Source organism: Paraburkholderia solitsugae (assembly GCF_013177695.1).
Lineage (GTDB): Bacteria > Pseudomonadota > Gammaproteobacteria > Burkholderiales > Burkholderiaceae > Paraburkholderia > Paraburkholderia solitsugae.
Map to the genome: position 1 here is coordinate 152479 of NZ_WOEY01000015.1, position 6986 is coordinate 159464.

The 6986-nt window shown below is 56.7% G+C and carries 4 protein-coding genes; 2 read left to right on the forward strand and 2 right to left on the reverse strand.

Features of this window, described 5'->3' with window-relative positions:
* Positions 1-44 precede the first annotated feature (44 nt).
* A complete protein-coding gene (locus tag GNZ12_RS03735) occupies positions 45-1682 on the forward strand; it encodes an APC family permease (protein ID WP_172309061.1) in 1638 nt (545 codons plus the stop codon).
* Between the two features lie 1080 nt (positions 1683-2762).
* On the opposite strand, the gene GNZ12_RS03740 is transcribed toward GNZ12_RS03735, so the two are convergent.
* Positions 2763-4115, reverse strand: coding sequence for a hypothetical protein (locus GNZ12_RS03740; protein WP_172309062.1), 1353 nt, complete (start codon positions 4113-4115; stop codon positions 2763-2765).
* Between the two features lie 686 nt (positions 4116-4801).
* Between GNZ12_RS03740 and GNZ12_RS03745 the strand changes: the two genes are divergently transcribed.
* A complete protein-coding gene (locus GNZ12_RS03745) occupies positions 4802-5071 on the forward strand; it encodes a DUF1488 family protein (protein ID WP_172309063.1) in 270 nt (89 codons plus the stop codon).
* Between the two features lie 163 nt (positions 5072-5234).
* Here GNZ12_RS03745 and GNZ12_RS03750 read toward each other — a convergent pair whose 3' ends face one another.
* Positions 5235-6491, reverse strand: coding sequence for a tetratricopeptide repeat protein (locus GNZ12_RS03750; RefSeq protein WP_172309064.1), 1257 nt, complete (start codon positions 6489-6491; stop codon positions 5235-5237).
* Between the last annotated feature and the right edge of the window lie 495 nt (positions 6492-6986).

A 6986-nucleotide genomic window follows, 5' to 3' on the forward strand; every position in this document is an offset into this window, starting at 1 on the left:
TGCCGCGCTGAAGTCATGAAAGAACTGGATCGAGGAGGTTGGAATTGAGTGCAACCGAAAAGATAAGCGGTCTGGAAGGTATACCCGGTGCCGGCACTCCGTCGACCCTGCGGCGGACCCTGACATGGAAGGACGCATTCTGGGTGGCGAGTGGATCACCCGCGTTTGTGCTCTTTACGCTCGGCGCCATCGCCGCAACCGTTGGGCAGCCCGCGTGGATCATCTGGATAGCCTCGATCACCATAGGGTTCATTCAATGCTTTACCTATGCCGAAATATCCGGCTTGTTCCCGCACAAATCGGGTGGGGCATCGATTTACGGTGCGATTGCCTGGGTCCGGTATTCGAAATTTCTCGCGCCCGTTTCGGTGTGGTGCAACTGGTTCGCGTGGTCGCCGGTGCTGGCGCTCGGCACGGGGCTCGGCGCCAGCTACGTCCTCTCGACGCTGTTTCCGGCCGATGCGGCCATTAACACCTGGTCGATTACTCTGCTGAACCTGGATGCCGTCAAGCAAGGGCTGAGCCTGCGGATCAACGCCACCTTCGTGCTGGGTGCCGCGCTCCTGCTGCTGACGTTTCTCGTGCAACACCACGGTGCGGAACGTGCTGCAAAGCTTCAGAAGTACATGGGGATTGCGGCCCTGATCCCGCTGACCCTTTTCGGTATCGTGCCCTTGGTTACCAATGGCGTGCATATGCATAACTGGTTCCCGTTGCTGCCGTTGGCCCACGACGCAAAAGGCAATGTGGTCATGGGGAGCTGGAATGCTGCCGGCTGGACGCTTGCGATCGGCGGGCTGTTCGTCGCCGGATGGTCGACCTATGGCTTCGAAACAGCGGTCTGCTACACGCGTGAGTTCAAGAACCCGAAAACGGATACGTTTAAGGCGATCTTCTATTCCGGACTGTTGTGCCTCGGCATCTATATTCTGGTGCCGCTGTCGTTCCAGGGGGCGATGGGACTGAAGGGGCTGCTGGAGCCGGGTATCTATGACGGCACGGGCGTGGCTGCGGCGATGGCCAACATCATCGGCGGTGGCGCTGTCGTCTTCTATGTGATCGTGGTGATGCTCGTCTTCACCTTGTTACTCTCGGTCATGACCTCGATGATGGGGTCGTCGCGAACCTTGTACCAGGCATCCGTCGACGGTTGGCTGCCACGTTATCTGTCGCATGTGAACGAACATGGCGCCCCGACGCGCGCGATGTGGACGGATCTGTGTTTCAACCTGATCCTGCTGCTGATGTCGGACAATGTTGCGATATTGGCCATGTCCAATGTCTGCTATTTCGCCTTTGTCTTTCTGAACCTTCAGGCGGGCTGGATTCACCGGCTCGATCGGCCGCACTGGGCGCGGCCGTTCAAGTGCCCGAACTGGCTGTTGGCGCTGGGTGTGCTTTGTGGATTCATCGACCTCGTTTGCATCGGTGCGGGGGCCGATATCTGGGGCCCCGGGACATTGCGCAACGGCCTCATCGCAATCGCGCTGATCATTCCAGTTTTTGTGTATCGCCATTACATTCAGGACAAGGGCAGATTTCCCGACGCGATGCTCGATGACCTCGAATTACGTCAGGACGAAGGCGTCCAGCGGCATGCGGGATACCTTCCCTATCTGACGCTTGTTTTGACGGTTCTGGTGATCTGGTTGTCGCATAAATTTGCTGTGTTGCCGATCTAGACTTCGCCGGGCGCCTCCGTTTAGCCCGTCGCCTCAAAAATATCGCGTAACTATTGTGCGAACACTCTGACGCGCGAGCGTGAATGGCTATCCGCTTGTGCTCAATGTGCCACTCCACAATCGCATGGAAAATCTCGCGCTTGCCTCGGGGACGGCTGGATTCGGCTGTTTCGCATTGCCGCACGCATTGTTGAAAATAACCATCTATATTTTCCGTGCGCAGGGTTCGCGAAGCAGAAATGTCTCCATGACCTGCATGCAACCGCGCAGCGCATTCACGGGTTTGAACGACGAGGGGTCGCAGGCGAGTGATCGACATCGAGTTTAGCTCTCGGTGTGTCCGTGTACGTGCAATGGAGGCAGGTCGGAAAACGCGGTTGGTTGTCGAACACAATCTCTGACGGCCCACTCACTCCAGTCGCGTTGCCGAAGCTTCGCAATCCCGCAAAAGCTCACCGTTCGGGCGGGCTTTACGAGATTACAATGCAAGTAACGGTCTGCCGCAGTTACGTACGCCGCAACGTCAAATCCAGCTTTCCAGACTGCTCGGCGAGGCAATCTGGCTTGCTTATCGCAGAAAGGCCGGTCGCCTACGAGGCCCCGCGAAGGACTCATCCGCATGCAAAGAACCGACCCTATTCACGGCGTAAGTTTGTTTAATGTCGGCGCTTTGCCGTGCCCGAGATGGCAGGAACAACATTACGGCCAGCAGCGGCGTGGGTGTAATATGGTTCGTAATCCTATGCATTTTACATAAAAGAAATGGTCACTTTTATGACATGACTAGCCGCCAGAAATTGCACGAAAGGTACGATTACCCAGATCGCGTAACGATAGTGAAGTTTTCGTCCTGGCCGAATCACTTCGCGAGCCGACCAGTGCAGCAGACGAAGAAACGACGCCACGCGAGTTGCCCGCAGCTTCCAGAGCTCGGCTCCAGCCGGCGCAAGCAATCAAGGCTGCGATGAGAAGAGGCAGGCTTCTCTTCTCAACGACCGGGTGCGTGGCGTCTGCTGAAAGGGCGCGCCGTTCCGCGGGCAGCCCCGCCGCCACGGAGTTCTGCTGAACTGTCGATTCAGGTCAGAGCGACACGATCTGTCGCAATAGTTCCAGCGCTTTCATCTCATCCAGCCGCCCAGTCCGTGCTTTGCCTGCGAGCGTCTTGATCAGCGCTTCTGCTATTGGTTCAATGCCTATCAGATCGTCCACGCTCGTCACGGGAGCGGAACGGCGCGGCTCCGCAATGACATCTGTGACGGAGGCCGGCGCAGGCTGCTGGTGAGAGGCGGGCGGTGGGACATCGTTGTCAACAGTTTGCCGGATCGCCAGATCGGAGGCAGGCGGGAGTACTGGATCCAGTTGCTCCACGACTGCCTTCGTCACGGCGGCATCGCTGGCGTGATCCGCCTCGGACGGTTGGGCGTGTCGATCGCTCGCGGTTTTCGCCTTCTTACCCGCGGACTTTCTTGCCACCGCCGCTTCCGGCCTTATCGCAGCTGATAGCTCCTGTTGATCAGACGCAGGTTGACCCAACTGTGGATCAAGCAGAGCCGACACCGACTCAGGAATGTCCGTGACTGAACGCGGAATGTCCAGCCAGGCAGTTGGCAACCCGAGGCGTTCAGTGAAGCGGCTGGCTTCAGCATCGTCCATGCGCTTCTGCCCATACAGACGATTGTCCAGGTTGGAGGCGCTGATACTCATTGCCGCGCTGAGCCGCACCTTCGATCCCTTCCGAGAGGTGAGTACGTGCAGGTTGGCGCGACGAATGTTTTGCAGAGCCGCCACGTGGTTCAACGGCAAGGATTGCTGGGCCCCCGACTTCAGGGACGCTTTAGCTTTCGCTGATGTCGGTTTCGACGAAGTAACCGTGGCAGTCCTTGTTGCTGTGGGCTTGCCCTTCGCGACGGCCTGTGGCGAGCCGCCATCGGTTCTCTTTGACATTTCTGGTTCCCTGGGCAAACGGTCAGTGGGGGTAGGGTGGTGGTTCGCTGATATTGCAGGAGCCGGTTCCGATGCCTGCTCGTCCGCCGATTCCGGTTCAGCGTTAGCGCGAATAAAGTCAAGCGGCGCCTTCAAACGACTGATGGTCTCGGATGTGAGGGCAGGATTGGGTTGATCGAAAAACCCATCGGGTAGCCCGAGCGTCGTTTCAATGTGGAAGGCCGTCTCGGGTGTGAATCTCTCGCCGTTTATTAATTCGGCCACGCGCGTCAGGTTGGAATCGAGTCCCAGTGCAATATTCTCCGCGCCCACCGCATCGACCAGCCATTTAAACGAACGCGTTTTGAAAATGGATGCCGTCTGGTTTGGATCCCGCGAAGGTGGCGTTTTTACGTATGGCTTGTTCTGTCGATGAGAAGTCGATGGTTGGCGCGATTGACGCGGGCCCTTGTCTCGAGGTCCCGCATATCGCCCATGTGGCTGACTCATAAAGTGGGGCTCTCCGCCGGTGAAATCACTATCAATGCGGGGATTATATGCGAGGGGGTACTCACGCCGGGCTTGTCGTCAGCCAACGAGCCGTTCTGGTCACCCAAGCGCTGACGGCGTTGCACCCGTCGGTTGTGGTGCCAATAGCGAAAGCGCGCGATAAGCCGCCAGTCTGTGCGTCAACTCAACAAACTGAAAGCTTGCAGATTTCGGCGGTCTGAATTTCCGGGAAGCCTTGAGCGGGCAGAATCGGACTATATATGAGGTGCGCGACGACACGATTTACATTGACGTCGTCACTGATACGCGCCGCGATCTACGAATGCTTCTCCAGAAACGACTATTGCGTTCTCGCTGGTAAATTCAGCCTTTTAGGTAGGTGTCTTCACGCTGTAGTGCCGGACCACTCGCCAGATGGTGGTACACGCGCACTCCCGAAAAAGCTCACCATAACGGAGAATGTTGACTTCTAATACGCAACTAACCGTCTGTATCGATTGCGTACACCTCAACACACAAAACCGCCTGCAACACCTCAGCCGCCTCGCGACTATCGATAACGGATACCTGGTGAGGTTGAATCGTTGCGTCATTGACGATCGTGCTGCTTTCAACTTCTGGTAGATTTATTTGTGCGCGGCGCAGTACAAATACAAAGGCCGCGAATGATATCGTCGAGGTGCTTCATGGACGTTCTTGATCGCGCGCCCGCCGTCTCGCCGGACGGACGCGTTGTGGTTTTCATGCTGTCGATCCGGGGCCGCGAGGTCGAAGGCGCAATTGCGCGTGACGCACTCGAAGAGCATTTCTGGCTAACGCGTAGCGCCGACGCGACGCGCACGCTCAAAATATTTGAAAACGGTCGCAACCGTATCGTCGCAGTCGCACAAAGAAAGTTCCTTGCGCGGCCCGACGAGCCGCTGCGGCTGACCGTCAACGATTTCCTGACCCGATAACCGACGGCTGGCTAACGATAACTGTCGCGTCGAGGTGCGCCTGACAGACACCTAAAAAAGCACGATCGTTCAAATGTTGTTAACCAGGTGTTATGTCAAAAGCTGCGTGCTGATCGCGCATGTGCGCGCTGCCCTGAGCGTCAACGTGGCCTTTCCGCACCGATTACGGTTTCCGCTCAGCCTTGTCTAATACGCCGGTTTGCGAGAGTGCTGTGAGTCCATCGATGACACTCTCGAACATTAACGCGTGTTTTGCATCCCCCGGCGTCATCTGTGCGAGCACGCTTACTCTAAAAATCCGTGCGTCGACGTTGCCTAGGTCAGCTGCCACTCTCGCCGATTGGAAAGCGCCGGAAAGATCGCCTTTTTTATTTTCACATTTCGCGACCTCTAGCCAGGTCATGGCGAGTACTGCGCGATAGCGGTCTGGCTTTTCTCCGTGTGACAACGTCAACCTGCGTAGTTCGCACCCTCCTGGGATGAGTCCCTGCGTGCCTAACAACGCGGGAAGGAAGCTGCCGGCAAACACGGGGAGGATCCTCTGCCGGTAGAGCTCCGCTTTTACCGCATCTTTTTCGACGCCAATGCCACTGAAGTAGGCCATCGATAGTCCGGCCCAAAGGTAAGGTTCCGAATAAATCAGTCTCTCGTGACCACTCTCGATCCTTTTCCATTCAGCGACGGCTTCCTGCTCCTTCTTGGGGGTTCCCATACCAAGAAATTGCATCCATGCTGCAAGCGTACGGGTTTCCGGGCCGGGGTATTTGCTGACCAGATCGAAAGCTCGCGCAGAATCGGTTGGCCCACCGAATCCATACATGTAGTACTCTGCGAGGTTGAACGCCACGGACTCCAGCATCCCCGATAGCTCGGGATCGGGATTTGCAAGAGCAGCCTCCATTTTTGCTCTTGCCGCCTTCGGATCCTGGGATACGGCAGTGCCGCCCATCTCCAGGACCTGAGCTGTGCCGTACAGGGCTTGGAAGTAGTTCCCTCCCTTCTGGAAGGCATCGAGAGCGAGTTTGCCTGTGCGGTCCTTGTACAGGTAATGGAAGCCGAGGTCGGCGTACGCGCGCGGATCACCAGCTTGACCAGCCTCGTCCAACAAACGAACTCCCTTACTGGGATCCGGGCTATCCAATAGCTCGGCGCCGTATTCGCGCATTGCCTCTGGCTGAGATTGACCAGCAGACTTCTGGTACCACACATCAGCAGTCTTTAAATCTTTGCTCACCCCCTCGCCGTACCGGTACATCCTAGCGAGGTAGAGTTGGGCATCCCCGTTCGTTGAGTGCCCTTCGAATATTCTCTTCGCATTCGCGAAGTCCTCGGCTTTGTAGGCTTTGATTCCGTCCGTAACGTCTTGCCCACATCCTGCCAGCATGGTGACGGCAATGACAAGTAGCATCCAATTAGGCATGTCTTACTCCCCCGGGGTAGTTCTACTTATTGCATGTGTTGTTCTTGTCCACTGGCGCCTGGGACCATCCCAAGCAAACAGCTGCAAAGCAAGAAGGGAGCCACATCTCGATTGAAGCGCCGAAGGCAGGACGTGGAAAGCCATTTCCTTCGTTTCTTCGCTGAATTGTTTCAATGACGAAACGAGGAAATGGCACAGTTCAATAGCGCGATTCGTGCGCATGATTTCCAAACTACCAGGGCTCACTCCTGATTCCCCCGTCCCTGCGTGTGGAGGTGGTGGCCCCCTAAACGGATTATTGGACGCCGTGGCTTCGGTCCGAAGTGTCGCATGAGTGAAACATCAGCAAGGCGTAATTAGTCAGGACGGACTTCTATGAGCAGTGAGTTGTCAAGCGCCGATCAGCTCTTTTTGTTGCAATCAGCGGTATGCGGTATTCAGGTCATACGCAGTTCCTTTGAGTCTGAGCTCGCACGATCCAGACTCGTCATGTCG

Coding starts and splice junctions, on each gene's coding strand:
- GNZ12_RS03740 (WP_172309062.1), bottom strand. CDS start 4,115: ATGAGTCAGCCACATGGGCGATATGCGGGACCTCGAGACAAGGGCCCG.
- GNZ12_RS03745 (WP_172309063.1), top strand. CDS start 4,802: ATGGACGTTCTTGATCGCGCGCCCGCCGTCTCGCCGGACGGACGCGTT.
- GNZ12_RS03750 (WP_172309064.1), bottom strand. CDS start 6,491: ATGCCTAATTGGATGCTACTTGTCATTGCCGTCACCATGCTGGCAGGA.